This window comes from Aequorivita sp. IT1282, assembly GCF_058068205.1.
The window spans coordinates 228,975-254,389 of sequence record NZ_JBYRHR010000002.1 but is presented as its reverse complement, the minus strand read 5'-3'; the positions used below and the strand labels follow the sequence as shown (position 1 = coordinate 254,389).

The window sequence follows — 25,415 nt, the reverse complement described above, 5'->3', positions numbered from 1 at the left end:
CGTTACTATTAGGGTATCTACAATTTAATTGCATTATTTAAGAATTCATACTCTCTCTCAACTTTACAAATCCTAACCTTATAATATGTATACCACTTTTCTCTTCCCTTTTTCTGCGCAACCAAATGATCCATATTTGCTTTCCAATTCTTAATACTTTCAAGGCTTTGCCAGTAACTAACGGTTATGCCAACTTCATTTCGCGCACTTTCAATTCCTATAAATCCAGATTGTTGTTTTGCAAGCGATTCCATTAATTCGGCCATTTCAGAATAGCCTTCAATGTTTTCACTTTGGGTTGACGTAAAGATTACTGCGTAATACGGTTGTTCCATTTATTGTTCTTTATAAATTTTAATAACCAATTCTCCTTCAGAATTCATACTAGCGCGATACATACCAGCAGTGTTGAATTCCATTGCCACATTCCCGTCTTTATCGATGGCAACAATGCCACCGTCGCCACCAATGGCTGGTACTTTCTTCTGAATAACTTCGCGAGCTGCCTCTTGTAGTGTCATTCCTTTGTATTCCATCAAAGCGGAAATATCATGAGCAACCACGGCGCGAATGAAATATTCTCCCCATCCAGTTGCAGAAACCGCACAAGTAGCATTGTTAGCATAAGTTCCCGCCCCAATAATGGGCGCATCGCCAATACGGTTCCAGCGTTTGTTAGTCATTCCGCCAGTTGAGGTTCCTGCGGCAAGATTTCCGTGTTTGTCTAAGGCAGCACAACCAACGGTGCCAAATTTTGAATCCTTTATAAATGAGTCTTCAAAAGAGACTTTCTTATCATTTGTGTTTTTTTCCCTTTCCAAAACCTTTTGCAAAGATTCGTATCTATTTTTGGTGTAGAAATAGGATGTATCCATCATTTTGTAGCCTAATGTATGCGCAAATTCTTCCGCTCCTAATCCATATAACATTACGTGTTCACTCTTTTGCATAACGTCGCGAGCAAGATCTATTGGGTTTTTTATATGTTTTATACCCGCAACTGCGCCAGCGTTTAATGTTGCTCCGTCCATAATTGAGGCATCAAGTTCGTTGGAGCCATCGTGAGTAAATACAGCACCTTTCCCCGCATTAAAAAGCGGTGAATCTTCCATTACATTAATAGTATGAGTAACGGCTTCCAAAGAAGTACCGCCATTTTTCAATATTTTATACCCTACAGAAATAGCTTCTTCCAATTTTAACTTATAAGCAGTCTCAAGGGAGTCGCTCATATTTTCTTTTAAGATGGTTCCAGCACCTCCATGGATAACAATTCCGAAGTTATCTCCCGTTTTTGTAGATTTTTCGGTTGCATTAATAATCGATAAAGTGCTCTTTTCATCGTTTTTACACCCGAAAAACAGAAAAATAATCATAAAATATGTTAAAGTTTTAATCATGGCCGATATTTTTTATTCACCTACAAGATACGCGAAAAACACAATGTTTATAGTGGCTCAGCAAATTTTTATTCAGAAGAAATAACTCATTTTATAGCCATATATCCGATAAAGTGTAAGATTTATACGATTAAATACATTTTTATATGATTTATTTTATATATTTGTCCCAGCATCATGCCCCAAATTTGATGTCCCCAAAATTATGAGTTTACTAAAAAGCAACCTACTTGCATTAACGTTAATATGCATACTATTTACCTCTTGTTCAAAAGAGGATTCAGTTGAAGTTGAAGCCACCAAATATGATATTGATTTATCATTGGCTCAAAAAAATGACAAACAAATGTCATCAGATATATTAACTTTAGTAAACAACTATAGGACATCTATTGGACTCCCTATATTAAAAATGGACAATCAGTACGCTTCAGCGTTCGCTGTAAACCATACAGATTATATGATTGATAAAGAGCAAATAAACCACGATAATTTTGGCTTTCGTTCAGAAGGTATTAAATATCACGATGACGCCCAAGTGGTTGGCGAAAATGTAGCTTATGGCTACGATACTGCTGAAGCTGTAGTAAACGCTTGGCTAAAGAGTCCTGGACACAAATCTATTATAGAAGGTAATTTTACCGATACTGGTTTTGGGGTAATGAGATGCCCAAAAGGACGTACCTATTACACACAATTATTCTATAGAAAGTAATACCCTAGATTCCCCTTTTCTACTTGTTTCCAATTGCCGTATTTATAGCGCCCCCAAGCTATAGATGCGGCAATTGCCTTTATACTTTATTTGTATTTAAATAGTATAATTTAGAATTGCTATCTATTCCACTTTTACATGCCATAATTTTAAGAAGCATAGCATTTCACCTACTCCTTGATTATTAAATGAATTTTAATGACTTCTGATCAACCGTTCTACACAAATTATAACATTATACCTTCAGTAAATTCTTATCGATTATACCTTCCATAAATAGCTTTTCCTAATTTTAACTAATAAGTAGTTCATAAATAGGCTTGCTATTGTGTTTCGAGAAAGGTTGCCACACCTCCGTTAATTGATTTTTTTAATATTTTTTACCAATTTGCAATCATTCAAAATATAATAATTATCGATTAAGTGCATCTTTGACCGTTATTAAACATCGATAAACGGTAAAATCTCCCAAAATATGTTAATTTTTATATTTTCGCTTGTAATTTTATTTTCTGAGAAAGACTTGCGAAAAACGCAATGCTCATAGTAGCTAAGGGCTATTTCGAATTAGTTTAAATATAAAAATAACACCTAATATCCGATTAAGTGTAAACTTTTTTCGATTAAAAGCATTTTGGTTTAATAATTTTTATATATTTGAACCAGCATCATGCCCCAAATTTGATGTCCCTGAAATTATGTACCTACTAAAAAGCAACCTACTTGCAATGGCATTATTATGCCTCTTGATAACCTCTTGTTCAAAAGAAGATTCTTTTGAAGTTGAAGCAGCTAAATACGATATTGATTTAGCCTTAGCAGCAAAGAATGATGCTCAAATGTCGACGGAAATTTTAAGGTTGGTAAACGACCACCGCATTTCAGTAGGACTACCTGAACTAATAATAGACACTCAGTATGCATCAGCATTCGCTGTTAATCATACCGATTATATGATTGAAAAAGAAAAAATAAATCACGACAACTTCGGATATCGTTCTGAAGGAATCAAATTTCATGACGACGCTAAAGTTGTTGGCGAAAATGTAGCCTATGGTTACGACACTGCTGAAGCCGTAGTAAACGCTTGGCTAAAGAGTGCAGGACATAAAGCCATTATAGAAGGCAATTATACTCACACTGGTTTTGGAGTAATGAAATGCGAAAAGGGACGCACTTACTTCACACAACTATTCTATAGAAAATAATACCGAGATTCCTCCTTTCTACTTATTTAAAATTGCCGTATTTTTACCTAAACAGTTAAAAATACGGCAATGTCTATTAAAAAACCTTTCAACTTAAATAAATGGATTGAAGAAAATCGAGATCTTCTAAAACCACCAGTTGGCAATAAGAATCTATATATAGAATCGGACGATTATATTGTAATGGTAGTAGCAGGGCCCAACGCTCGTAAAGATTACCATTATAATGAAACCGAAGAGCTTTTTTACCAGCTTGAAGGAAATATTCAAGTTTCAATTCAGGAAAATGGAACGAAAAAAGTAATGGAACTCGGCCCAGGCGATATGTACTTACATCCCGCAAAAGTGCCCCACTCTCCGGGCAGAAGCGCAGGCTCAATAGGTTTAGTTATTGAAAGAAAACGCACCGATCTTGATGGAAAAGATGGTTTACTTTGGTTCTGCGATAATTGCAATAACAAATTATACGACGTCTACTTCCCCCTCAGCAATATTGAAACAGATTTTCTTAAACATTTTAAACATTTCTACGCGAGTAAAGACTTGCGCACTTGTAACGAATGTGGCACTGTAATGGAAACAGATAAACGTTTCGTTTCTGAGGAATAACCATTGAATTTTGTTATTTTCGCAATCGGTAGATTATTAATAAGAAAAAAATAAAAATTGATGAGTGAAATTGCAAAAAAATTTGGAATTGATAAGGCCTTAGAAGAGTTAGGCTTAAATAAGGACATAAACTTCGGTACTTCTACTGGAAAAGATTTTTTTGGAAACGGAGAGATTATTGAATCTTATTCTCCTGTAGATAATGCCTTAATTGGTAAAGTGAAGTCTACTACCAAAGAAGATTATGAAAAAGTAATAACCACAGCAAACACCGCTTTTAAAGAATGGCGCACAATGCCAGCTCCGCAACGTGGTGAAGTTGTTCGTCAATTTAATGACGAATTGCGTCGCTTAAAAGAACCACTTGGAAAGTTAGTTTCTTACGAAATGGGGAAATCTTACCAAGAAGGTTTAGGTGAGGTTCAAGAAATGATTGATATCTGTGATTTCGCTGTCGGACTTTCTAGACAATTACACGGTTTGACTATGCATTCTGAACGTCCGGGACATAGAATGTACGAACAATATCATCCACTTGGCGTTGTAGGAATTATTTCTGCGTTTAACTTCCCAGTAGCAGTTTGGGCTTGGAACACTGCCCTAGCTTGGATTTGTGGAGATGCTTGTATTTGGAAAGGATCTGAAAAAACACCAATGACTAGCGTTGCATGTCAAAATATTGCAGCTCGTGTATTCTCTGAAAATGGATTGCCAGAAGGACTTTCTTGCTTGATTACAGGCGACTATAAAGTTGGCGAAATGATGACAACCGACGCTCGCGTACCATTAATTTCTGCAACCGGATCTATTAAAATGGGAAAAATTGTAGCCCAAGCGGTTGCTAAGCGTTTAGGAAATTCATTATTGGAACTTGGTGGAAACAATGCTATTATCGTTACACCAGATGCCGATGTTAAAATGACTGTGATTGGTGCTGTTTTTGGAGCTGTAGGGACTTGTGGCCAGCGTTGTACTTCTACACGACGTTTGATTATTCACGAAGACATATACGATAAAGTAACAGCTGCAATTGTAGCTGCTTATAAGCAAATTAAAATTGGTAATCCGTTAGACGAAAAGAATCACGTTGGACCATTAATCGACAAAGATTCGGTTAAAAATTACCAAACAGCATTAGAGCAAGTGGTAAAAGAAGGCGGTAAAATTTTAGTTGAAGGTGGCGTATTAGAAGGCGAAGGTTACGAAAGCGGTTGCTACGTAAAGCCAGCTATTGCTGAAGCAGAAAACCATTATGACATCGTACAACACGAAACATTTGGACCAGTTTTATATATAATGAAATACAAAGGCGATTTGCAAAATGCCTTAGATTTACAAAACGGCGTAAAGCAAGGTTTATCCTCAGCAATTATGACGAATAACTTACGCGAAGCGGAACGTTTCTTAGCTGTAACAGGATCTGATTGTGGAATTGCAAACGTAAATATCGGAACAAGTGGTGCCGAAATTGGCGGTGCATTTGGTGGCGAAAAAGAAACTGGTGGCGGCCGCGAAAGTGGAAGTGACGCTTGGAAAGTTTATATGCGTAGACAAACAAATACAATCAATTATACAACTGAGCTTCCTTTAGCGCAAGGAATTAAGTTTGATTTGTAATAAAGTAATTCTTAGTTAAAAAATTAAACCCCAAAGGTCTTCGAGACCTTTGGGGTTTTTTAATTCGTTTCCGCAACAATTCCCCTTTTGGGGGTAAGGGGACTATATTATCCCATTCGGCTCAACCCATTTAAAACGGTTGGCATCTTGCGGTATTTTAATTCTTTCTGCAATACGAAGCATTCTTGAAGGTAACCTTACAAGATAATCACGCGCTTTTTCTGCCTCATCGGTAAGATTTCCCATCTTGGAAATTTCCCAATGAGCATTTAATTTTTCAAGAATATCAATATAATCGTATGTGGTATAAACACCCAAACGCTGTGCTGCGTTGCTGAAATCATCAAATGCTGAGGCCATTTTTCCACCACTTTGGCGAAGGTTTTGGGCAGGCATAATAATTTTTTTCTGCATCATATCTGCAAATGCAATCATCATTTCGCTAGCGTCATATTCAAAAATAGTTTTAACAAATTGACGATATGCCAAGTGATGGCGCATCTCGTCGCCAGCAATAATATTGCACATTTTTGCAAGCGATTTATTTCCTTTTTGTTTGGCAATTTTTGCTACACGATTGTGTGAAACGTTAGTAGCAAGTTCTTGAAAACTGGTATAAATAAAGTTTCTGTAAGGGTCACGACCCGTGCCTACTTCAAAACCATCATTAATTAAATGTTGTGTGGTTTTTTCTACTTCCTTCATATTTACCCTTCCAGATAAATATAGGTATTTGTTCAATGTGTCTCCGTGACGATTTTCTTCACCCGTCCAATGGCGAATCCATTTGCTCCATCCATTACGACCGTGCTGGTCTACGCCTTCCATATCCATCAACCAACTTTCATAAGTTGGCAATGCTTCTTCCGTAACCATATCGCCCACAAGAACAATCCAAAAATCGTAGCCCAATTCTTTGGCTTCTTCTCTAATTTGCAATACTTCATCCATATAATTTTCGCCTTGAAAATTAGGAAGTAAATCACTCGGTTGCCAAATTTCATCAACAGGGATAAGGTATTGGTCTATATAACTGTCAATTTCTTTTTCAACAGTTTGCATTACTTCGAGTCGGATATTTTTAAGTGCCATGGCGTGTCTTTTGAGCTAACTACAAATATAGTGAGTGAGTACTGAAATTAATAATAAAGTAATCTTAATTCCTGCCTTTTTCGTTTGGATACAATGTGTATACCGGTTCGCTTTGCCAAAACTCCTTAGAATCTACATCGAGCATCGAGATTTTTCCTTTGAATGCGGCACCAGTATCAATGTTCCAAACATTGGCAAAATTTGCAGGTTTATCATGACCCACACGAGTTACAGGCGTATGGCCGATAAAGATTTCTTTGAAAAGTTTTAACCGTTTTGGATACCTGTCATCGTCCATAGAAAGCGTAGTATCGATCGAACATACCATTTCCCAAAGGGTGCGATCCCAATAGACCAAGTTTGGATAATATTCGTGCTGCGGTCCGCGTTGATTGGTGAAACCTGCGTGCAGAAAAAGTCGGTTTTTTGAATCTATATGATAGTTAGTAAGATTTTCTAAGAAACGAAGATGAATTTCTATTTCGGTTTTAGCCAGTTTTGAATAGCTCTCAACACTACTTTCACCGCCTTGACTGAGCCACATTGAATTGCTCTCGCCAAATTTTAAATATTTGTAAAGCAGCTCATCGTGATTACCGCGAAGGAAGATGCAATCATTTTTTTGCGAAAAGCCAAATAAATACGAAATAACTTCGGCCGATTGACTCCAACCATCTACATAATCGCCCACAAAAATATATTGCGTATTTTTTGAAAGATTTGCGCTTTCAAGCAATTGTTTCAAAGCTTTAAAACCTCCGTGAATGTCTCCTATTACTACTGTTTGCATACTTTAATTATAACTAACTTTTCTCAAAATACGAAGTGATTCCTTCGTAAGCTGATACGCTCCCTCGTGGTAATCTCTTAAATATTCTTTTGCTTCCTGCAATTTATCTTTGGCATCTTCAAAATCGTTTAAATAACAAATAAGGTACGTTGACGGAAGGTTTCGCAAATCCTTTTCTTCGGAAGCGTTCAGCGGAATATTCTTTTTCAATTTTTCCAGCACGGCATTATTCGCATTATAAATATGAAAAAGTGTTTTTTTATTGAATTTAGGAGCTTCAAAAATAAGTTTTGAATCCATTTGATACGAACCGTTTTCTTGAAAATGAATAGTCACCTCTTCCAACGGATAATATTTAAATTGTTCATTCAACCCCAAATGCACATATTCAACCGTTCTAAAATAATCATCGGTAAACTCAATGCTCACTTCATCTAAAGCCGAATAAAAAAGGCGCACCTGCTCGTTAATAAGCTCAATATCCACACGAGAATAGTAACTGTTATTTTTCATCCGCTTAAGATTTCCAGCCCAACAAACAACAAACTGTTCTTTGAAAACCTTATAATGGCTATCCAAATCTTTATGCCGATAGTTTATAAAATCCATTACGCCGTCCAATGTAAGTTCAATATTATTCTTGGCGGCGTTTTCGATAGATTTTACAATCTGTGAATTGACATCTTTAATTTCAATATCGAAATCTTTCGGCATAGAAATGCTACCATCGCGAAGAAAAATAGAGCCACCCCAATACTTCCAAATATTTTTGCGCAACGAAGTTATTTTTCCATTGGGTCTAATTGTAACCAATCCCACCACTTTATCTAAAGGCAAATTTGGAAACGCCACGTTTTCATAAATAATCAACGGCGCATTAGTAAGATAGGCGTTCACCAGATTTTGAATTTTGCTATCGTCAAAAAAATCTACACCTCTAATTTCATTAGTTTCATCCTCAACACCCACAACAATAAAGGAGTTATTCGCGGGATTGCTATTGCTAAGCGCACAAATATGTTTCAAAAACTTCGCTTTTCCTTCTTTGTTGCCAAGATCAATTTTTCGCTTTTTATCATAGAAACTACTCTCGTCGTTATGGGCGAGTAGGTTTTTTATGAGTAGTCGTTTGTTGATCATAATTCCCGCGCAGACGGGAATCTCTTCCCAAACTGCAATATTTTAAATCCTTTTCAGAGAATGAAACCCTGCAAAGAATGATTAAATTAATTTTTATTCACAATCGTACTACTTGCCTGATCCAAACACATAACCGTTAAATCTGCAATATTTACGTGTGGTGGTCGTGTAACGGCAAACCAAATAATATCTGCAATATCTTCGGGTTTCAAAGGTGTAAAACCTTGGTACACTTTTTCGGCTCGGTCGCTATCACCTTTAAAACGCACTTCGCTAAATTCTGTTTCAACCAAACCTGGATTTATGGCACCAACTTTTATTCCTTTTCCGTTTAAGTCAATTCGCATTCCTTGGTTAATTGCATCCACGGCGTGTTTGCTGGCGCAGTAAACATTGCCTTTCGGATAAACTTCTTTTCCAGCTGTGCTGCCAATGTTTATGATGTGGCCGCTTTTGCGTTCAATCATTTTCGAAATAATTGCTTTGCTAACATACAGCAAACCCTTCACATTAATATCGATCATCGCATCCCAATCGTCGGTATTTCCTTCGTCAATAGCATCCATTCCATGGGCATTACCGGCATTATTTATTAAAATATCTATGTCTGAAAAATTCTTCGGAAGTGATTGTATCGCTGAAAATACTTCTTCTTTATTACGAACGTCAAAACTTAAAGTGTGAACTTCCGTCATCGTTGAAAGTTCATCTGAAAGCTTTTTTAATCGTTCTTCCCTTCTTCCGCAGAGAATTAATTTTACTCCGTTTTTGGCGAAAAGTTTTGCAGTTGCCATTCCAATTCCAGAGGTTGATCCAGTAATAAAAGCCGTTTTATTTTGCATTTTAAGTTTTTTCTAAAAGTACATTTATGAATTCTTTAGAAGGTTAAATTCTGTTAATATATAGGTTAATAATACCTAACAGACATAAAACTCCAAAGCCGAGACAATATGTTTGTAAAACTAATTCTAAAAACATAAATATGAAATCCCTATTAAAATTAAGTTTAATTGCATTAGTATTTGTAGGATTTGCATCCTGCAGTAGTGATGATGATTCCAATAATAGTGAAGGAAATGCAAAATTGTCAATTCGCTTGACAGACGCTCCTGGCGATTATGATGCTGTCTTCATTGATGTTGAAGAAGTGGTAATAAAATATAATAACGGCCAAGACGATGTTGTTCTAGGCATTAATGCTGGTGTTTACGATCTATTAGAGTTAACCGCAGGTGTTAATGTACTATTATTTAATGATGAAGTTCCCGCTGGAAACATTAGCCAAATTCGTTTGATTTTAGGTGAAGAAAACACTATAGTAGTAGATGGACAAACCTTACCTCTTGCAACCCCAAGTGCGCAACAATCTGGTTTAAAAATTCAGGTAAATGAAAATCTCGAAGCTGGAATTTTATATGAATTCATGCTCGATTTTGATGTTGACAAATCTATTGTTTCACAAGGAAACGGAGAGTATAGCCTAAAGCCAGTAATTAGAGCAAGCACTGTTGCTGAAAGTGGTGCCATTTCTGGAAATGTGCTTCCTGCCGGAATGTTAACCATGGTTACAGCGGTTAATGGACCTCTTGAAATTTCAACTTATATGAATCTTCAGGGTAATTTTCTGCTAAGCGGAGTACCAAACGGAGTTTATACCGTAACAGTTCAAGCAGATTTAAGTTTGGGAATTCCCCCATTGGTTGTTGATAATGTTACAGTTGTTCAAGGTGAAGTAACAAGTATGGGCGAAATTAATTTATAACCGTAAAATTTCAAAATAATACATTTTTAAAGAGAGGAAAACTTAATGTTTTCCTCTCTTTTATTTTAACCAATTGTTAACAGGCTTTTAATCAATAAATTTTCAATTTGCACCGTCTTTTTAATAGGCATTCTACATTGAATCTAAATACAGTATGGAAAATACAAATTCGACCTTTGATATCGGGGCATTAAATGAAAAAATTGAAAGGGAAAGTGCCTTTGTGGACGTTCTTTCAATGGAAATGAACAAAGTAATCGTAGGCCAAAAACACATGGTGGAGCGGCTAATGATAGGTCTTTTGGGCCAAGGACACATCCTTTTAGAAGGTGTTCCTGGACTAGCAAAAACACTGGCAATCAACACGCTTGCAAAAGCGGTTCACGGATCTTTTAGTCGTATACAATTTACACCAGATTTGCTTCCGGCAGATGTTGTGGGAACGATGATTTATAATATGAAGGTGAATGACTTCAGCATTAAAAAAGGTCCCATCTTCGCCAACTTTGTACTTGCTGATGAAATTAACCGTGCTCCCGCAAAAGTGCAATCGGCTCTTTTAGAGGCGATGCAGGAAAAGCAGGTTACTATCGGCGAAACTACTTTTAAACTAGATAAGCCATTTTTGGTAATGGCAACACAAAACCCAATTGAGCAAGAAGGAACTTATCCGCTGCCCGAAGCCCAGGTTGACCGTTTTATGTTGAAAACGGTAATAAAATACCCTAAAATTGACGAAGAACAATTAATTATTCGTCAAAACCTAAAAGGCGATTATGAACAAATTAATCCCGTTGCAACGGTCGAACAAATTTTAAGAGCACAAGCTTCTGTTCGCGAAGTTTATATGGACGAAAAGATTGAAAAGTACATTCTCGATATCATTTTCGCCACAAGGAATCCTGAAAATTATGGCCTTGCAGACTTAAAACCACTTATCAATTTTGGAGCTTCCCCTCGTGGAAGTATCAACCTTGCAATTGCTGCTAAATGCTATGCCTTTATCCGCCGTCGTGGTTATGTGGTTCCCGAAGATGTTCGCGCAATCGTTCACGATGTACTTCGCCACAGAATTGGAATTACTTACGAAGCCGAAGCTGAAAATATTACTTCCGAAGACATTATTAACAAGATTGTTAATGTAATTGAAGTACCGTAAAAAGAGTATGCAGTGTTCAGTGGCAGTAGGCAGTAAATATTTTATTACGCGCCTACACTGCTAACTGTAACTGCCAACTGGCTACTACAAAGAAATGGATACAAAGGAACTTCTTAAAAAAGTACGTAAAATCGAGATCAAAACGCGACGCTTGAGCGATCACGTGTTTGGTGGCGAGTATCACAGTACTTTTAAAGGTCGCGGGATGACGTTTAGCGAAGTGCGCCAATACCAATTTGGTGACGATGTTCGAAATATTGATTGGAACGTTACCGCCCGCTATAACGAACCTTTTATAAAAGTTTTTGAAGAAGAGCGCGAACTAACTTTAATGCTGATGGTAGACATTAGCGGTTCCGAATTTTTTGGAACGCAGGAACAATTTAAAAATGAAATTATTACTGAAATAGCTGCAACGCTCGCTTTTTCAGCAATGCAGAATAATGACAAAACAGGATTGATTCTTTTTTCAGATGAAATTGAATTATATATTCCACCGAAAAAAGGAAAATCGCACGTACTCCGAATTATTCGCGAATTGATTGAATTCAAACCAAAAAGCAACAAAACAGATATCGCAAACGCACTTAAGTTTTTAAGCGGCGTAATGAAAAAGAAAGCAATCGTTTTTGTGCTTTCAGATTTTATAGCAGACAATTACCGAGATACTTTGAAGATTGCCGCAAGAAAACACGATGTTACGGGAATCAGGGTTTACGACAAGGCAGAAGAAAACATCCCAAATTTAGGAATGGTGCAAATGCAAGATCAAGAAACAGGAGAGCTTTTATTGGTAAACACAGGATCAAAAAGTGTGCGAAATCAATATTATAGCTATCACCGCGAACGTGTAGATTATTTCACCGAAGCCTTTACAAAAAGTGGCGCAGGTGCTTTAAGTAGTAGAGTTGACGAAAGTTATGTGAAAAAATTATTGGGTTATTTTAAAAGACGCTAAATTTTAGATGTTAGATTTTAGACAATATATTAATTTGAACAACAGAAATTTAAATTTTCAGGGCAACCGCTATTTTCTATTTTCTCTGTTCTTCTCTCTTTTCTCTTTCATCGCAACCGCTCAAGTAACTTCTTCGGTTGATTCAACAAAAATTAAAATTGGTGAAGAAATTCTTTACACCATAAACGTACAAATAGATTCAACCGACATAGTAGTATTTCCAGAAGAGCAAACTTTTGCGCCATTGGAAATGATTGAGTCCTATAAAACAGATACAACTTTTGAAGGCGCAAAATATCGCCTCATTAAAAAATACGGATTAACGCAGTTTGACAGTGGCAAATACACCATTCCGCCGCAGCGTATTTTCATCAATAACAAACCGTTTTTAACCGATTCAATTTATGTAGAAGTGAAAGATGTTATTGTTGATACCACCAAGCAGAAAATGTTCGACATAAAACCTTCGGTTGAAGTAAATGGTCCTCCGTTTAATTGGTTGTTGCTTCTGTATTGGTTGCTGCCACTTCTTTTAATTGTTGGGATTGCCATTTATTTATTCCAAAGAAAAAAACGTAGAGACGCCGCAGAAAAGCAATTGCCGCCATACGAAGAAGCGATTGTCGCGCTGAAATCTTTAGATAACAGCCAACTTCTAAGTGAAAATAAAAGCAAAGAATATTATAGCAATCTAACAGAAATTGTAAAACGTTATTTAGATCGCGAGGTAGATGAAGCGGCACAGGAAAGTACCAGTGATGAGCTTATTTCGCGTTTAATGATGCACAAAGACGCTGGAAGTTTTGACTTTGATTTGGAAACAATTCGAAAGCTAGATTCAATTTTTAAACGTGCCGATTTGGTGAAATTTGCTAAAATGAATCAAGAATCTGGGCAAGCCGAAGTGGATAGAAATACCATTGAGGAAATCATTAACGAAACCCACGAAGCTGTTCCGGAGCCTACCGAAGAAGAGCTTTTGAAAAATCAAGAATACCTTGAAAAACTTCGTAAAAGACGCAAACGCAGAAAATGGATTTTGGGTATTTCGGGCATCGTGGCAGCTGTTATTTTGGCGGGAGCTATCTACGGTGCAGTTACTGGTTTCGATAATCTAAAAGATAAAGTATTAGGAAACGAGCTCCGCGAACTTGCAGAAGGAAGATGGATTAAAAGTGAATATGGAAATCCTGCCGTGATTTTGGAAACTCCCGAAGTTCTATTAAGAGTGGAAGTGCCGGTTACAGATGCTTCTAAAAGTGCGGTGAGCGGAAGAGATATTTTCACTTACGGCGAAATGAATTCGCCACTTTACATTATGATTACTACAATGCAGTTTAGCCAGAAACAAGACATTGCTTTGGATACCGCGCTGGATGCTGTTTTGGACGATTTAGAACAAAGTGGCGCTAAAAACATGATTGTAAAACGCGACGATTTCGAAACTGAAAAAGGTATAAAAGGATTAAAAGCTTACGGCGAATTCAACGTACAAGTTTCAGATAAAAATATTTTGAAAGAGAAAAGCACGTATGAATTGTTGCTTTTCGCACAAGAAAATGGTTTGCAGGAAGTTTTGATCGTGTATCAAAATGACGGTAAATACGCCGAAGAAATATTAAAAAGAATTGAAGCTTCCATAGAGCTTGAAATTTCAGAAAAGAAAGATGGGCAGTAATTTTGAATTTGTAAATCCGCAGTTGTTCTGGTTGTTTCTTATACTTCCGGCGCTTGTGCTTTGGTATTTATGGAAGCGGAAACAGCAATCTGCTTCTCTAAAAATATCAAGCGTTAGCGGCTTTAAATCTGGAAAAAACTGGCTAGCAAAAATAAAACCACTGCTTTTTGCACTGCGCCTTTTGGCTCTTTCGGCATTAATTATCGCAATGGCTAGACCTAGAACTGTTGACGAAACCACAAAAACAAAAACCACTCGCGGAATAGATATTGTCATGGCGATGGACCTTTCGGCAAGTATGCTAGCTCGCGACTTAAAGCCAAACCGTCTGGAAGCTTTAAAAACCGTTGCGGCGCGTTTTATAAACAGCCGGCCAAACGATCGTATTGGCTTGGTTGAATATGCGGGAGAAAGTTATACCCGTACACCTTTAACCAGCGATAAAACCATTGTTTTGTCTTCATTAAAAAGTATGTCTTACAACACTGTTATTGAAGGTGGAACGGCAATTGGTTCAGGATTGGCAACGGCGGTAAACCGTTTAAAAGACAGTCGGGCAAAAAGTAAAGTAATTATATTATTAACAGACGGAGTAAACAATTCAGGGTTTATCGATCCAAAAATAGCAAGCGAACTTGCGGTTGAATTTGGCATAAAAGTTTACACAATCGGTCTTGGAAGTAATGGAATGGCAATGTCGCCAATAGGAATTCGTCCCGACGGAGGTTTTCAATACGGAAATGTGCAAGTTGAAATTGATGAAGCATTGCTTCAGGAAATTGCCAAAAAAACTGGCGGACAATATTTCCGCGCGACTAGCAATACAAAATTAGAGCAGATTTATGAAGAAATAAATAAGCTTGAAAAAACTGACATCGAAGAGTTTAAATACACAAATTATAACGAAATGTTTCGCCCTTGGGCAATTTTCGCTTTGATTTTGACTGCATTTGAATTTTTACTGCGAACCACAATATTTAAAGGATTTATTTAAAAATGTACCAATTCGAACAACCCATATATTTCTATGTTCTTTTCGCCATTCCGGTGATAGTGGTACTATTTCTCGCGGTTTTGGTTTGGAAAAAAACGGTTCAAAAACGATTTGTAGATAAGGAACTGCTGAAAAAATTGAGTCCCGATCGTTCATTCTTCAAAGCTGTTTTAAAAGTTTTGGTTCTTTGTTTGGCAATTGCTTGCTTAAGTTTTGCATTAGTAAATCCAAAAATTGGAACCAAAATAGAAACCGTAAAACGTGAAGGTGTCGATATTGTTTTTGCGTTGGATGTTTCAAAAAGTATGCTTGTTGAAGATATTGCACCAAACCGTTTGGATAAATCTAAACAACTCATCACCCAAATAATTAATAGTCTTGCTGGCGATAGAGTTGGTATAATTGGTTATGCTGGTAGCGCTTTTCCGCAGGTTCCAATTACCACAGATTTTGCATCGGCAAAACTGTTCTTAAACGGGATGAATACAGATATGGTTTCTTCGCAAGGAACGGCTATTAATCAAGCAATAGAAATGGCGCAGACATTTTATGACGATGAAAGTCAGACCAATCGCGTTATGTTTCTAGTTTCAGACGGAGAAGACCACGGAGGCAACATTACCAGAATTGCCGATGAAGCTTCAGAAAAAGGTATCAGAATATTTACAATTGGTGTAGGATCATTAGAAGGTGGTCCCATTCCCATTAAAAAGAATGGTGTGCTTCAATATTACCTTCGCGACCAAAATAACGAACAAGTTGTAAGCCGTTTAGGTGAAGAAACTCTTAAAGAGATTGCAAAAACAACTAATGGTGAGTATCTTAACGGCGCGAATACTAAAGCTGTTGTAGATCAAGTAAAAGCCATTTTAAATGGAATGGACAAAAAAGAAATTGAGGCAAAGCAATTTACCGATTTTAAGGATCAATTTCAATGGTTCCTTGCTGGGGCATTGTTTTTGTTAGTATTAGATGTTTTCCTATTAGAGAGAAAAACCGCCTGGCTAAAAAAGTTGAATTTATTTAATGAGGCGAAAAAATAAACAGAATCTAAACCTGACAGGTTTATTGATTGATTAATGAAGCAATGAAAATTTCAGAAGTAAAAAATATTAATTTTATAATCAACAAAACCATATTATTGGTAGTGTTGCTGGTTTCCGTTTCCAGTTTTGCGCAACTACCCAAAGAGCAAAACAAGGAATTGAAAGCCGCACAGAATTTTATGAGCGAAGCTCAACAGTCGCTTATGGAGGATAAATTTCCTACGGCAGAAGCAGATTATCGGAAAGCTATTTCTTTAAACCCGAAAAGCGAAACCGCTAAATACAATTTAGGAACCGCTTACTACGGAAAGCAAAAAAATGCTGAGGCTATGCTACGTTTTAAACAAGCTGCCTCTACTGCAGCTAGCAAAAATGAAAAGCATAAAGCTTTTCATAATTTGGGGAATACGTATATGAATGAAAAAAAATATACCGAAGCCGTAGAGAGTTATAAAAATGCACTTCGCAACAATCCAAATGATGACGAAACTCGTTATAATTTGGCGTTAGCGAAAGATATGTTGGATAAAAATCCGCCACCACCACAAGACGACAAAAAAGACGAGAAGGATAAGGACGATAAAAAGGATCAGGATAAAAAAGATCAAAACCAAGACAATAAAAATAAAGAAGGCGACAAGGGCGACGAAAAGGAAGATAAAGACAAGGGCGACCAAAAAGAAGATAAAAAAGAAGGCGATAAAGATAAAGACCAAGGTAAGCCTGACAAGCCAAAAGACGAAGAAGGCGATAAGCCACAGCAGCAACAACCAGTGCCAGGACAACTTTCGCCTCAACAAGTAAAAAGCCTTTTAGAGGCAATGAATAACGAAGAGAAAAAAACGCAGGATAAGATAAATGCTGAAAAGCAGAAAGGTGCGAAAGTGCAATCGGATAAAGATTGGTAGATTATGAAGACGAAGAATTTTTTATTCCTATTAGTATTTGTACTGTGCGGTTTGACCGCCACGGCTCAGATTCAGTTTGATGCCAAAGTGAGCAAAAAGAGACTCGGAATAAACGAACGTTTGCGAGTAGATTTTGAAATGAACCAAGATGGCGACAATTTTAGACCGCCAAGTTTTGAGGGTTTTCGCGTTGTAGGCGGCCCAAACCAATCTATTAGCAATTCTTGGATAAATGGTAAAAGAAGCTTTTCAAAAACATATTCTTACTTTTTATCTCCACAAACCCGCGGAAATATTACTATTGACCAAGCCACTATTGAAATAAATGGCGAAACCTACAAAACACTCCCAATTGAAGTGCAAGTAACTGCCGCCGTAGAAGTTCCGAAAGACGGCAATAATGCAGAATATGTAGCTAGTGAAAACGTACATTTAGTAGCAGAAATCTCTAACGCTAGTCCGTATTTAAATGAAGCACTTACTGTAACTTACAAATTATACGTTTCACACGACGTGAGCATAACGAGCCAATGGCGTGAGATTGACACTCCAAAATACGCTGACTTCTGGAGCCAAAATATAGATAATCAAAATAATTTTAAAGTTTCCGAAGGCAAATACAATGGCGAAGATTATCGCTTTGTGGTTTTAAGAACGACAGTACTTTATCCGCAAAAAACTGGCGAGTTAGAAATAGAACCACTCACGCTGGATGTTCCAATAGACGTTCAAGGCAATCGTCGCGACATTTTTGGCCGCAGAGTAATGGAACGTGTTAATAAAACCATTTCGGCCGGAAAGCGCACTATTAATGTAAAACCGCATCCTTTAGAAGGAAAACCTGATGGCTTCAATGGCGCAGTTGGCGATTTCACTTTTAATATAATTACAAACAAAACAACACTCAACGCAAACGAATCGTTGCAACTTGATGTGAAAGTTTCAGGAAAAGGTAATTTAAAATTATTTACTGCTCCCACTATAAAACTTCCCAGCACACTGGAAGTTTATGAGCCGGAGCACAGTGAAAGTGTAAATATTACCACTGGCGGAATGCAAGGCTCCATTATGGACTCGTATACTATCGTGCCGCAGTTTAAAGGCACCTACCCAGTTAACCCGATTACCTTTTCGTTTTTCGATCCAAAGACTGAAAAATATAGAACCATAATTTCAAAAGAGTTTACGATTGAAGTTGAAAACGGGCCAATATCTTCAAACCCTACTAACAATATAAACGACACGAAAAAGGAAGTTGTTTTTTCAAAAGACAACTTTAAATACATAAAACTAAATGCAAATTTGCAGCCAATTGCGCAGCAAAGTTTCTTTAAATCTCCCTTATTTTGGTCACTTTTAGGCGGTCCCTTTTTGTTGATTCCGCTTTTTATACTTGCGGGTAAAAAACGAAAAGCACGTTTAAACGATTTGGAAGGAAACAAACTTCGTCGCGCAAATAAACTTGCAAAAAAATTCCTTTCAGAGGCAAAACGAAATATTTCAAATCCAGTTGCATTTTACGAATCTATGGAACGCGCGCTTCACAATTATTTGAAAGCGAAATTGAATATTGAAACTTCAGAAATGGAAAAGAGTCTTATTTCAAAAATGTTGCTCGAACGCAATGTGGAGACTTCAGTTGTTGAAAATTTTGTGGATTTACTGAAAAGCTGTGAATTTGCACGCTACGCATCTTCGTCTGAAGCTACTGTGCAACAAGATTATTCTAAAGCAGTTGAAGTGATTTCAAACATTGACAAACAAATACAGTAAAAACGAAGAAGATGAAAAAGCTGCTGTACATATTAATTTTACTCATTTCCTTCTCGAGTATTGCTCAAAACCATAACCTTTTCGACCAAGGAAAAGAGCTGTATAAAAACGGAAAATATCAACAAGCAATCAATGCTTGGATGCAAATTTTAGACAAAGGCGAACATTCTGCCGAACTGTATTATAACCTAGGAAATGCGCAGTATAAACTGAACCACATTGGACCAAGTGTTTATTATTATGAAAAAGCGCTACAGCTTTCACCAAACGACCAAGACATACAAAATAATCTTGCTTTTGCCGAAAATGCACGAATAGATTCTATTGAACCACTGCCAAAAACAGTTTTTTCAAAGTGGTACAAAAGCATTGCTGGGGTTTTTACTTTTAATGGCTGGGCTATTTTGGCGGTTGCTTTTTCAATATTTTTCGTGGCTTTATTTCTTTTTTACTATTTCGCTTTTACCGAAAGAAGAAAACGTTTACTATTTGCCAGTTCTATGTTTATCGGGATCTTTTTAGTTGCCTCGTTAACAATGGCATTTTTAACTTATGGCGATTCTTCCAAAAAGCAACCAGCAATTATTTTTGCTTCAGAAATTGAAGTTAAAACCGAACCATCTATGGGAAGCAATGTGGCTTTCACGCTTCACGAAGGCACTAAGGTTCAAATTTTGACACAGGATGGAAACTGGTATAGAATTACTTTAGCAGACGGAAAAGATGGTTGGATTCCCGCTACAGACCTAAAACAACTTTAGAATTAGTATTTACTTAACAGGAAATTGAGTGAATTCTGCTATTTTTGCTTTTTCTAAAAAATCGCGATTGAGATTAATCAGTATTTTTCTTTTAATAATATTTACAAGTTTTCTTGTAACGCCTGCTATTATTAGTATTTCGGGTAATCAAAATGATTACTCGACCTTTTTTTCAATGAATGAAGAAGAGAATTCAAACAAAATGCCGAAGAGTAATTTTGTTTTCGATACTGAAAAACTTCAATCTAATTACGACAGCTTAGAATTTCTGAAAAAACAGAGAAACCTAGACGGTTTTCAAATTGATAATTATTCCAAAGTCTTTTTAGACGTTACTTCGCCACCTCCGCGAATGGTTTAATACTTTCCAAAAACACCCTTATTTTATTTTTCCAAAAAAAATCCATTGCGTAAAGCAACTGGATAACCTTGTCAATTTTCTTGATTTTGGAAAAAATCCCTATCAATTTAAAAAAATATTCAGATGAAATTATACGATACACTTATAGAAAACAACAAAAATTGGGTAGCAAGCAAATTAGATCTTGACCCAAATTATTTTACAAATCTTGCAAAAGGCCAGAGTCCGCCAGTACTGTGGATTGGTTGTGCAGATAGCCGCGTGCCTGCAAACGAAATTATTGGCGCTCAGCCAGGCGAAGTGTTTGTGCAACGCAACATAGCAAATATGGTTGTGCATACAGATATGAATATGTTAAGCGTTCTAGATTATGCTGTTAATGCCCTAAAAGTAAAACACGTAATTGTTTGTGGTCATTATGGTTGCGGTGGCGTAAAAGCTGCAATGCAGAACCAATCTATTGGGTTAATAGACAATTGGCTTAGGCACATAAAAGATGTTTACAGACTTCATAAAGATGAACTGGATGGAATTAATGATGAAGTAGCGCGATTTGATCGCTTTGTGGAAGTAAATGTAAAAGAGCAAGTTTTTGATCTTGCAAAAACGTCTATTGTTCAGAATGCGTGGCACAATAATCAAGAGCTATATCTGCACGGTTGGGTATACGGTCTCGATTCTGGATTGATTAAAGATCTAGGGGTAAATGTGAGCAATGACTCTGAACTGGATAAAGTATATCAGTTAAATTTTTAGGATTTCCTAAAGTTTGTAACGCATCCATTTTAGATTAACTTTTAATTAAATAGCTATGACTAAAAATATATTTTCTAATTTTCGGGGTAACCTATTTGGTGGAATTACTGCCGGTATTGTTGCTTTACCACTAGCACTTGCGTTTGGTGTTCAATCAGGACTTGGGCCTGATGCAGGTTTATACGGCGCAATTTTTATTGGTTTTTTTGCTTCACTTTTTGGCGGAACCAACACTCAAATTTCCGGACCTACAGCCCCAATGACAGCTGTCTCCATGGTCATGATTGCCGGTATTATTGCTGCAAACAATGGCGATGTAGAAAAAGCGATACCTTACATTTTACTTGTTTTCCTCATGGCGGGTTTAATGCAGGTTTTGTTGGGAATAACAGGCGTTGGGAAGTATATAAAATACATTCCCTACCCAGTGGTTTCAGGATTTATGACGGCAATTGGTGTAATTATTTTAATCACTCAATTGTTGCCAGTGTTAGGTTATTATACTGAAGAAGACACTGCATTTATTGAAACCTTTAAACCTAAGGCCGAAGAAGTAATGATGAATAAAATTCTGCAAGATGAAGCTGGTGAAGGCATCTTGGTTCTCGAGGATTTTAGAGAAACTATAAGCAGGTCTGAACAGATTACCGAAGAAGAAATTCTTCAAGAATCTAAGACACTCGCAAAGGCGGAAAATTCTGGTGTAGCTGGAGCAATTACGGCCCTTCCGCGAGCAATTGCAAACATTAATTGGTTGGAATTCATTTTGGCTTCGCTAACAATTTTTATCATTTACGGTTTCAAAAGAATTACCACAAAAGTACCCAGTACATTGGTGGCGCTACTTGTGGTTTCCGTCGGGGCGTATTTGTTGAAACTAGATTACCAACCAATTGATCAAATTCCGGGTGGTTTCCCAATTCCAAATTTAGATATGTTCAGTCAATTTCAGTTCGGGCAAATTTCACCCTATGTATTTACAGCACTAACGCTAGCGTTCTTGGGTAGTATTGATTCGCTTTTAACCTCTGTGGTTGCAGACAATATGACCAAAACAAAACACAACCCAAACCGTGAATTAATGGGTCAGGGAATAGGGAATAGTGTAGCTGCAATATTTGGTGGAATTCCAGGAGCTGGTGCAACTATCCGTACTGTAGTGAATATAAAATCTGGAGGAACAACAAAACTTTCGGGAATGATTGCAGCATTGCTATTGTTAGTGATACTGTTGGCTTTAGGGCCCGTGGCATCGCAAATTCCAGCGGCTGTACTCGCAGGAATTTTAATAACCGTTGGTATTGGGGTAATGGATTACAAAGGCTTAAAAGCAATTCCAAAAATGCAGAAAGCTGAAGTTACTATTATGATTGTGGTATTACTACTTTCCGTGTTTTGGAACTTGGTTTATGCCGTAGGAATAGGTTTAATTTTGGCCGCTATAATTTTTATGAAAAAGATTGGAGACCTTACTGCCGACCATTCTAAAGTTATGCCTTTAAAAAGTTCTGACGAACTTTCAATGGCCTGGAGCGACGAAATGAATTTTCCTGAAAAACTTAAAGAAGAAGTTTTTATTAAGCGTTTGGAAGGTCCGTTATTCTTTGGTTATACTTCAGATTTTCAGCAATTGGCAAATCAAATTCCTGATACTGCAACCCACGTAATAATACGATTGGGTAAAACCACATATATAGATCAATCTGGGCTTTATGCAATGGAGGAAGTGCTGATGAATATTTCAAAAAGAGGAATTACACCTATTTTTGAAGACCTACAGGCACAACCGCGTGTAATGATGGAGAAGATAGATATTATTCCAGATTTGGTTCCTAAAGAACTTATTTTTAAAGACTTTAAAGAAGCGATTACTTATGCACGCGATAATGTGAAAAATATAGTTTAGGCTAATTTTACTCAGAAGGAAGCTCCGTTTCGGCGGGGCTTTTTTCAGGAGTAAATTCTACATCTTCAATATTTAGATCATTTACTTCCTTCATTATTGTGGGTAATAAAGTTGGCGCAATAGCTGCCACCGGCGTATAAAGTATAGAGGAATCTCGTTTCTCTTCACTAAGGATTCTATAATTTTCTGATGCGTTTACAAACATAAAAACCACGCTTAGCAAAAATGCATATTTCAGCAAATTAAAAATTCCACCAAAAATTTTATTGAAAATACCCAGCATTGCAAAGTCCGCCACTTTGGTTAAAAGCCTTCCCAATAACCCAAAGACGAACATTATTATGAAAAAAGTGATTAAAAAGGAAGCGATACTAGTTAAATCTTCGCTCCAATCAAACCATCTTTCAATATAAACTCGCACATAATCTGAAAAAAACATGGCGCAGTAAACGCCAACAACAAGGCCTATTAACGAAGCAAATGATCGTAACAGCCCCTTCCGGAAACCAAGGAAAAAAGCGATGATTAAAATTACTCCGAGAACGATATCTATAGTATTCATGGTTTAAAATTTTTCATAAATATACCATTTTCAAATTCTGAATTCTGTATTCACAATTCAGAATTGTAAAATGTATCTTTGCAGACTAATTTATTTATAAAAAATGGCACGCGACGAACAATTAAAGATACAATGGGAAGCTGTGGTAAAACTACTGAGCAACCGCTTTGCAGATGGTGATGTTTTAGATTTGGACGCAATTATCTATTTAATTGGTTTGCAGGAATTGGGTCAATTACACCGAAAATTTAAAAAAGACGAAAAATTAAACTTAATGCACATTGCCATATGCCGAGTGCTAGAGCCTTACGGCTACTATCAATTTGACTATGTTGACGAAGAAGGCTGGCCGCATTACCACGTTTTAGAACAATTGCCACCATTAAAAGCTGGCGAACAAAGCGTTTTAATGAAAGAAGCGATTGTACATTATTTTGTGGAGAAAGAGGTTATAATATAATACAACCATAAGTTTTATAAAAATAAGTAATTGGTGATTTTGTAGCCAAAATATATTGAAATGATAGAAACAATAAAAAATCACATAACCGAAGTACAAGCATTTTCTTCAATTAGTAAAGAAGAAATAGAAAACTTCCGCATAAAATATTTGGGTAAAAAAGGAATCTTAAACGACTTTTTTGCAGAGTTTAAAAACGTGCCAAACGAACAGAAAAAAGAGTTTGGACAAGTAATAAACACGCTTAAAAACGCAGCTCAGGAAAAAGTAGATTTGCTTAAAGACGCCTTAGAAAGTAAAACTGAATCTAAAGGCGTTTATGGCGATCTTTCCCGTCCGGGCGAAGTGATCCCATTGGGCTCTCGTCACCCTATTTCCATCGTAAAAAACAAAATAATCGATATCTTTTTACGTATCGGTTTCAATGTTTCGGAAGGACCAGAAATTGAAGACGACTGGCATAATTTTACGGCATTAAATCTGCCCGAATATCACCCTGCCCGCGATATGCAGGATACGTTTTTTGTACAAACAGATCCAGATGTTTTGTTGCGCACGCATACTTCGTCTGTGCAGGTTCGGTATATGGAAAATAACAAACCGCCCATCCGTACAATTTCACCGGGTCGCGTTTATAGAAATGAAGCTATTTCAGCACGCTCACACTGTTTTTTCCACCAAGTGGAAGGTTTATATGTAGACAAAGGTGTAAGCTTCGCAGATTTAAAGCAAACGCTGCAATATTTCACTACTGAAATGTTTGGAAAATCTAAAATACGATTGCGTCCATCCTATTTCCCGTTTACGGAACCAAGTGCCGAAGTAGATGTTTATTGGGGTCTGGAAACCGAAACTGATTACAAAATGACCAAAGGCACGGGATGGCTAGAAATTATGGGTTGTGGAATGGTAGATCCTAACGTTTTAAAAAATTGCGGTATCGATCCAGAAATCTATTCTGGCTTCGCATTTGGAATGGGTATAGACAGAATTGCCATGCTTTTACACCAAATTCCAGATATCAGAATGTTTGCTGAAAATGACGTTCGCTTTTTAGAACAGTTTAAAAGTGAACTATAATATGCGATGAGAAATGGGTCAAATCTACTGCAAGCTATTGCGGACGAAAGAGGCTCATTGCTCATAATAAACCAAAGGTGTGTTAGTTAAAAATTTAATTATTTTAAAACGTACGCTATGAAAAAATACCTCGTTATCGCCCTACTCGTAATTGTAGGTTTAGCTTTTGCTTATCTTACTTTTATAATTGCAGCCATCAAAATTATAATTGGTTCTATTTTGCTGGGCGTTGCGGCAATTGCACTGATGGCGGTATGGATTATGTGGAAAATTGATGATTAATTATGAAAAAAGATATTGAAATTCCTAAAGCCGAAAACATTCACATTGTTGCAGTAAAGGAATGGGATAAAGATTTTACCGGACAGCAATGGAATATTTATTTTGTTAACGACCGTGAAGACGAAATTTCTACCGTATTAGTTATGTCTCGTGGAAAAAGTGACGACAGAAAAACCTCAACATTGCGTCATGGCTTAGGAGATTTGCAGCCAAAAACATCAGTGAAAGTAGAATTGATTCCCGAAGAAGTTTTTGGTTTTACCAACGAATATTTGGTTACTTTCTTTGCCGAAAATAAGCTCTACGAACGAAAATTTATCTTTGAACCCAACAGTATTTCTGAAGAAAACGTAGTTGCTTTACCCGTTATGGAAAGCAAAGGAATTTTGGCAAAATAA

General features: G+C 36.8%; 27 protein-coding genes. 20 read left to right on the top strand and 7 right to left on the bottom strand.

Features of this window, described 5'->3' with window-relative positions; genetic code table 11:
• Positions 1-17 precede the first annotated feature (17 nt).
• Together AC3RVG_RS05045 and AC3RVG_RS05040 are read right to left on the bottom strand one after the other, a co-directional pair.
• Positions 18-335, bottom strand: coding sequence for an antibiotic biosynthesis monooxygenase family protein (locus AC3RVG_RS05045; protein WP_489690355.1), 318 nt, complete (start codon positions 333-335; stop codon positions 18-20).
• Entirely contained in the window at positions 336-1,400 is a 1,065-nt protein-coding gene (locus AC3RVG_RS05040; protein WP_489690354.1) for an isoaspartyl peptidase/L-asparaginase family protein, read from the bottom strand.
• A 205-nt stretch (positions 1,401-1,605) separates the two neighbouring features.
• Between AC3RVG_RS05040 and AC3RVG_RS05035 the strand changes: the two genes are divergently transcribed.
• The 4 genes from AC3RVG_RS05035 to amaB all read left to right on the top strand — a co-directional run bounded on the left by AC3RVG_RS05035 (position 1,606) and on the right by amaB (position 5,549).
• On the top strand, positions 1,606-2,115 hold the full coding sequence (locus AC3RVG_RS05035) for a CAP domain-containing protein (RefSeq protein WP_489690353.1): 510 nt from the start codon (positions 1,606-1,608) through the stop codon (positions 2,113-2,115).
• A 698-nt stretch (positions 2,116-2,813) separates the two neighbouring features.
• On the top strand, positions 2,814-3,323 hold the full coding sequence (locus tag AC3RVG_RS05030) for a CAP domain-containing protein (protein ID WP_489690352.1): 510 nt from the start codon (positions 2,814-2,816) through the stop codon (positions 3,321-3,323).
• A gap of 69 nt (positions 3,324-3,392) precedes the next feature.
• Positions 3,393-3,932 carry a 3-hydroxyanthranilate 3,4-dioxygenase gene (locus AC3RVG_RS05025; protein WP_489690351.1) on the top strand — a complete coding sequence of 180 codons (540 nt, stop codon included), beginning with the start codon at positions 3,393-3,395 and terminating at the stop codon, positions 3,930-3,932.
• A 60-nt stretch (positions 3,933-3,992) separates the two neighbouring features.
• The gene (amaB, locus tag AC3RVG_RS05020; RefSeq protein WP_489690350.1) at positions 3,993-5,549 is read left to right on the top strand and encodes an L-piperidine-6-carboxylate dehydrogenase; all 1,557 of its coding nucleotides are present in this window, start codon (positions 3,993-3,995) and stop codon (positions 5,547-5,549) included.
• Between the two features lie 102 nt (positions 5,550-5,651).
• Here the strand turns inward: amaB and AC3RVG_RS05015 are convergent, their stop codons facing one another.
• The 4 genes from AC3RVG_RS05015 to AC3RVG_RS05000 form a co-directional block, all read right to left on the bottom strand.
• Positions 5,652-6,641, bottom strand: a complete 990-nt coding sequence (locus AC3RVG_RS05015) for an acyl-ACP desaturase (protein WP_489690349.1) — start codon at positions 6,639-6,641, stop codon at positions 5,652-5,654.
• Between the two features lie 64 nt (positions 6,642-6,705).
• A complete protein-coding gene (locus AC3RVG_RS05010) occupies positions 6,706-7,431 on the bottom strand; it encodes a metallophosphoesterase family protein (protein ID WP_489690348.1) in 726 nt (241 codons plus the stop codon).
• A gap of 3 nt (positions 7,432-7,434) precedes the next feature.
• The gene (locus AC3RVG_RS05005; protein WP_489690347.1) at positions 7,435-8,571 is read right to left on the bottom strand and encodes an ATP-binding protein; all 1,137 of its coding nucleotides are present in this window, start codon (positions 8,569-8,571) and stop codon (positions 7,435-7,437) included.
• A gap of 86 nt (positions 8,572-8,657) precedes the next feature.
• Positions 8,658-9,413 (bottom strand): SDR family NAD(P)-dependent oxidoreductase, encoded by a 756-nt coding sequence (locus tag AC3RVG_RS05000; RefSeq protein ID WP_489690346.1) that lies wholly within the window; start codon positions 9,411-9,413, stop codon positions 8,658-8,660.
• 140 nt (positions 9,414-9,553) lie between these two features.
• On the opposite strand from AC3RVG_RS05000, the gene AC3RVG_RS04995 reads away from it, so the two are divergent.
• The 12 genes from AC3RVG_RS04995 (at position 9,554) to AC3RVG_RS04940 (ending at position 22,633) form a co-directional block, all read left to right on the top strand.
• Positions 9,554-10,333: a DUF4382 domain-containing protein gene (locus tag AC3RVG_RS04995; RefSeq protein ID WP_489690345.1), complete on the top strand. Its 780-nt coding sequence runs from the start codon at positions 9,554-9,556 to the stop codon at positions 10,331-10,333.
• Between the two features lie 154 nt (positions 10,334-10,487).
• On the top strand, positions 10,488-11,492 hold the full coding sequence (locus AC3RVG_RS04990) for an AAA family ATPase (protein ID WP_489690344.1): 1,005 nt from the start codon (positions 10,488-10,490) through the stop codon (positions 11,490-11,492).
• A gap of 94 nt (positions 11,493-11,586) precedes the next feature.
• A complete protein-coding gene (locus AC3RVG_RS04985) occupies positions 11,587-12,450 on the top strand; it encodes a DUF58 domain-containing protein (protein ID WP_489690343.1) in 864 nt (287 codons plus the stop codon).
• A 7-nt stretch (positions 12,451-12,457) separates the two neighbouring features.
• Positions 12,458-14,128, top strand: coding sequence for a DUF4381 domain-containing protein (locus tag AC3RVG_RS04980; RefSeq protein WP_489690342.1), 1,671 nt, complete (start codon positions 12,458-12,460; stop codon positions 14,126-14,128).
• Positions 14,118-15,122 carry a vWA domain-containing protein gene (locus AC3RVG_RS04975; RefSeq protein ID WP_489690341.1) on the top strand — a complete coding sequence of 335 codons (1,005 nt, stop codon included), beginning with the start codon at positions 14,118-14,120 and terminating at the stop codon, positions 15,120-15,122. Before AC3RVG_RS04980 ends, AC3RVG_RS04975 begins: the two co-directional genes overlap by 11 nt.
• Before the next feature lie 2 nt (positions 15,123-15,124).
• A complete protein-coding gene (locus tag AC3RVG_RS04970) occupies positions 15,125-16,165 on the top strand; it encodes a vWA domain-containing protein (protein ID WP_489690340.1) in 1,041 nt (346 codons plus the stop codon).
• Between the two features lie 44 nt (positions 16,166-16,209).
• The gene (locus AC3RVG_RS04965) at positions 16,210-17,076 is read left to right on the top strand and encodes a tetratricopeptide repeat protein (RefSeq protein WP_489690339.1); all 867 of its coding nucleotides are present in this window, start codon (positions 16,210-16,212) and stop codon (positions 17,074-17,076) included.
• Between the two features lie 3 nt (positions 17,077-17,079).
• Complete coding sequence (locus AC3RVG_RS04960; protein WP_489690338.1) at positions 17,080-18,849, top strand: BatD family protein; 1,770 nt, start codon at positions 17,080-17,082, stop codon at positions 18,847-18,849.
• Between the two features lie 11 nt (positions 18,850-18,860).
• On the top strand, positions 18,861-19,610 hold the full coding sequence (locus tag AC3RVG_RS04955; RefSeq protein WP_489690337.1) for a tetratricopeptide repeat protein: 750 nt from the start codon (positions 18,861-18,863) through the stop codon (positions 19,608-19,610).
• Between the two features lie 67 nt (positions 19,611-19,677).
• Complete coding sequence (locus tag AC3RVG_RS04950; RefSeq protein WP_489690336.1) at positions 19,678-19,971, top strand: hypothetical protein; 294 nt, start codon at positions 19,678-19,680, stop codon at positions 19,969-19,971.
• Between the two features lie 123 nt (positions 19,972-20,094).
• Positions 20,095-20,727 (top strand): carbonate dehydratase, encoded by a 633-nt coding sequence (can, locus tag AC3RVG_RS04945; RefSeq protein WP_489690335.1) that lies wholly within the window; start codon positions 20,095-20,097, stop codon positions 20,725-20,727.
• A gap of 55 nt (positions 20,728-20,782) precedes the next feature.
• Positions 20,783-22,633, top strand: coding sequence for a SulP family inorganic anion transporter (locus AC3RVG_RS04940; protein WP_489690334.1), 1,851 nt, complete (start codon positions 20,783-20,785; stop codon positions 22,631-22,633).
• A 7-nt stretch (positions 22,634-22,640) separates the two neighbouring features.
• Here the strand turns inward: AC3RVG_RS04940 and AC3RVG_RS04935 are convergent, their stop codons facing one another.
• Positions 22,641-23,195 carry a CvpA family protein gene (locus AC3RVG_RS04935; protein ID WP_489690333.1) on the bottom strand — a complete coding sequence of 185 codons (555 nt, stop codon included), beginning with the start codon at positions 23,193-23,195 and terminating at the stop codon, positions 22,641-22,643.
• Between the two features lie 103 nt (positions 23,196-23,298).
• On the opposite strand from AC3RVG_RS04935, the gene AC3RVG_RS04930 reads away from it, so the two are divergent.
• From AC3RVG_RS04930 to AC3RVG_RS04915, 4 genes are all read left to right on the top strand, one after another.
• Positions 23,299-23,655, top strand: a complete 357-nt coding sequence (locus AC3RVG_RS04930; RefSeq protein WP_489690332.1) for a hypothetical protein — start codon at positions 23,299-23,301, stop codon at positions 23,653-23,655.
• A gap of 60 nt (positions 23,656-23,715) precedes the next feature.
• Positions 23,716-24,735 (top strand): phenylalanine--tRNA ligase subunit alpha, encoded by a 1,020-nt coding sequence (pheS, locus tag AC3RVG_RS04925; RefSeq protein ID WP_489690331.1) that lies wholly within the window; start codon positions 23,716-23,718, stop codon positions 24,733-24,735.
• A gap of 117 nt (positions 24,736-24,852) precedes the next feature.
• A complete protein-coding gene (locus tag AC3RVG_RS04920; RefSeq protein WP_489690330.1) occupies positions 24,853-25,017 on the top strand; it encodes a hypothetical protein in 165 nt (54 codons plus the stop codon).
• Between the two features lie 2 nt (positions 25,018-25,019).
• Positions 25,020-25,415, top strand: a complete 396-nt coding sequence (locus AC3RVG_RS04915) for a hypothetical protein (protein ID WP_489690329.1) — start codon at positions 25,020-25,022, stop codon at positions 25,413-25,415.

What these genes read in the sequence shown, in the direction of transcription:
- amaB (WP_489690350.1), top strand. Translation starts at nt 3,993, where the DNA reads ATGAGTGAAATTGCAAAAAAATTTGGAATTGATAAGGCCTTAGAAGAG.
- AC3RVG_RS04980 (WP_489690342.1), top strand. Translation starts at nt 12,458, where the DNA reads ATGTTAGATTTTAGACAATATATTAATTTGAACAACAGAAATTTAAAT.
- AC3RVG_RS04965 (WP_489690339.1), top strand. Translation starts at nt 16,210, where the DNA reads ATGAAAATTTCAGAAGTAAAAAATATTAATTTTATAATCAACAAAACC.
- AC3RVG_RS04995 (WP_489690345.1), top strand. Translation starts at nt 9,554, where the DNA reads ATGAAATCCCTATTAAAATTAAGTTTAATTGCATTAGTATTTGTAGGA.
- AC3RVG_RS05035 (WP_489690353.1), top strand. Translation starts at nt 1,606, where the DNA reads ATGAGTTTACTAAAAAGCAACCTACTTGCATTAACGTTAATATGCATA.
- AC3RVG_RS04960 (WP_489690338.1), top strand. Translation starts at nt 17,080, where the DNA reads ATGAAGACGAAGAATTTTTTATTCCTATTAGTATTTGTACTGTGCGGT.
- AC3RVG_RS04915 (WP_489690329.1), top strand. Translation starts at nt 25,020, where the DNA reads ATGAAAAAAGATATTGAAATTCCTAAAGCCGAAAACATTCACATTGTT.
- AC3RVG_RS05030 (WP_489690352.1), top strand. Translation starts at nt 2,814, where the DNA reads ATGTACCTACTAAAAAGCAACCTACTTGCAATGGCATTATTATGCCTC.
- AC3RVG_RS04975 (WP_489690341.1), top strand. Translation starts at nt 14,118, where the DNA reads ATGGGCAGTAATTTTGAATTTGTAAATCCGCAGTTGTTCTGGTTGTTT.
- AC3RVG_RS04935 (WP_489690333.1), bottom strand. Translation starts at nt 23,195, where the DNA reads ATGAATACTATAGATATCGTTCTCGGAGTAATTTTAATCATCGCTTTT.
- AC3RVG_RS05025 (WP_489690351.1), top strand. Translation starts at nt 3,393, where the DNA reads ATGTCTATTAAAAAACCTTTCAACTTAAATAAATGGATTGAAGAAAAT.
- AC3RVG_RS04985 (WP_489690343.1), top strand. Translation starts at nt 11,587, where the DNA reads ATGGATACAAAGGAACTTCTTAAAAAAGTACGTAAAATCGAGATCAAA.
- AC3RVG_RS05010 (WP_489690348.1), bottom strand. Translation starts at nt 7,431, where the DNA reads ATGCAAACAGTAGTAATAGGAGACATTCACGGAGGTTTTAAAGCTTTG.
- AC3RVG_RS04930 (WP_489690332.1), top strand. Translation starts at nt 23,299, where the DNA reads ATGGCACGCGACGAACAATTAAAGATACAATGGGAAGCTGTGGTAAAA.
- can (WP_489690335.1), top strand. Translation starts at nt 20,095, where the DNA reads ATGAAATTATACGATACACTTATAGAAAACAACAAAAATTGGGTAGCA.
- AC3RVG_RS05045 (WP_489690355.1), bottom strand. Translation starts at nt 335, where the DNA reads ATGGAACAACCGTATTACGCAGTAATCTTTACGTCAACCCAAAGTGAA.
- AC3RVG_RS04955 (WP_489690337.1), top strand. Translation starts at nt 18,861, where the DNA reads ATGAAAAAGCTGCTGTACATATTAATTTTACTCATTTCCTTCTCGAGT.
- AC3RVG_RS05005 (WP_489690347.1), bottom strand. Translation starts at nt 8,571, where the DNA reads ATGATCAACAAACGACTACTCATAAAAAACCTACTCGCCCATAACGAC.
- AC3RVG_RS04940 (WP_489690334.1), top strand. Translation starts at nt 20,783, where the DNA reads ATGACTAAAAATATATTTTCTAATTTTCGGGGTAACCTATTTGGTGGA.
- AC3RVG_RS05040 (WP_489690354.1), bottom strand. Translation starts at nt 1,400, where the DNA reads ATGATTAAAACTTTAACATATTTTATGATTATTTTTCTGTTTTTCGGG.
- AC3RVG_RS04970 (WP_489690340.1), top strand. Translation starts at nt 15,125, where the DNA reads ATGTACCAATTCGAACAACCCATATATTTCTATGTTCTTTTCGCCATT.
- AC3RVG_RS04990 (WP_489690344.1), top strand. Translation starts at nt 10,488, where the DNA reads ATGGAAAATACAAATTCGACCTTTGATATCGGGGCATTAAATGAAAAA.
- pheS (WP_489690331.1), top strand. Translation starts at nt 23,716, where the DNA reads ATGATAGAAACAATAAAAAATCACATAACCGAAGTACAAGCATTTTCT.
- AC3RVG_RS05000 (WP_489690346.1), bottom strand. Translation starts at nt 9,413, where the DNA reads ATGCAAAATAAAACGGCTTTTATTACTGGATCAACCTCTGGAATTGGA.
- AC3RVG_RS04920 (WP_489690330.1), top strand. Translation starts at nt 24,853, where the DNA reads ATGAAAAAATACCTCGTTATCGCCCTACTCGTAATTGTAGGTTTAGCT.
- AC3RVG_RS05015 (WP_489690349.1), bottom strand. Translation starts at nt 6,641, where the DNA reads ATGGCACTTAAAAATATCCGACTCGAAGTAATGCAAACTGTTGAAAAA.